This window comes from Microcystis sp. LEGE 00066 (assembly GCF_015207925.1).
Taxonomy (GTDB): Bacteria; Cyanobacteriota; Cyanobacteriia; order Cyanobacteriales; family Microcystaceae; genus Microcystis; species Microcystis ichthyoblabe_A.
On the sequence record NZ_JADEVX010000372.1, the window covers coordinates 1 to 1,201 of the forward strand.

Annotated in this window: 1 protein-coding gene; it reads left to right on the plus strand. The window is 38.6% G+C overall.

Features of this window, described 5'->3' with window-relative positions; translation table 11 throughout:
• Nucleotide 1: 1 nt before the first annotated feature.
• Nucleotides 2–1,201 (plus strand): IS1634 family transposase (locus IQ224_RS23615; protein WP_194033559.1); only part of this gene is annotated, 1,200 nt, incomplete at its 3' end.

The window sequence follows — 1,201 nt, forward strand, 5'->3', positions numbered from 1 at the left end:
CATGTATATAGAAAAAGTTCCTAACCGTAATTCCCCCCCCGCCGTTCTTCTTCGGGAGTCCTACCGAGAAGGAGATCAAGTCAAAAAAAGAACCCTGGCCAATCTCTCAAAATTACCCGATGATATTATCGACAATTTGAAACTGGCTCTCAAAGGGGCAACACTGTCCATGAATGAAGGCATTCCCAATCATTTTGAAGTGATTAGAAGTCTTCCTCATGGTCATGTGATGGCTATTTTAGAGACGATTAAAAAATTAGGTTTAGATAAAATAATCAGTGAAAAAGCCTCACGAATCAGAAACTTAGTAGTGGCGATGATTGTGGCAAGAATCATCAATCCTAAATCGAAACTAGCCACAGCGAGAGGGTTTAATAGCGAGACTTGTAGTCAGAGTTTAGGACAATTGTTAGACTTAGAGAAAGCCGATGAAGACGAATTATATAACGCCTTAGATTGGTTATTAGAAAAACAAGAGAAAATTGAGAAGCACCTAGCAATTAAACACTTAGAATCAGGAACATTAGTCTTGTATGATGTCACTTCTACCTACCTAGAAGGAAATGGTTGTGAACTGGGAAAATATGGTGATAACCGAGATAAAAAGAAAGGGAAAACTCAGATAGTTTTTGGTCTGCTCTGTTCAGCCAAGGGTTGTCCGATAGCGGTAGAAGTATTTGAAGGAAACACCTCAGACGGTGCTACTTTAAGCGGACAAATTGAGAAAGTCAGAAAGGGTTGGGGGATTGAGAATGTGGTCTGGGTAAGCGATAGAGGAATTTTAACTAACTCGAAAATCAAGGAATTAGTAAAACCGATAGAAGGATTAGACTATATTACTGGTTTAACTAAGCCTCAAATTCGGAAACTGGCTGAGGTAGAAGTGATTCAATTAGGATTATTTGATCAGGTAAACTTGGTGGAATTTGAGAGTGAAGATTATCCCGATGAAAGATTAATTGCTTGTCGTAATCCCTTCATTGCCCAGAAAAATCAACTACAAAGAGAGGCATTATTAGAAGCGGTAGAGAAGGAACTAGATTTGATTGTTCAGGCGACTCAAAGGGAGAAAAGAGCTTTAAAGGGTCAAGATAAGATAGCTTTGAGAGTGGGCAAGATTCTTAATCAGTTTAAGGTCAATAGATACTATAACTTAGAGATAACAGAAGAAGGCTTTTCTTATCAGCGTAAGCTGGAATTA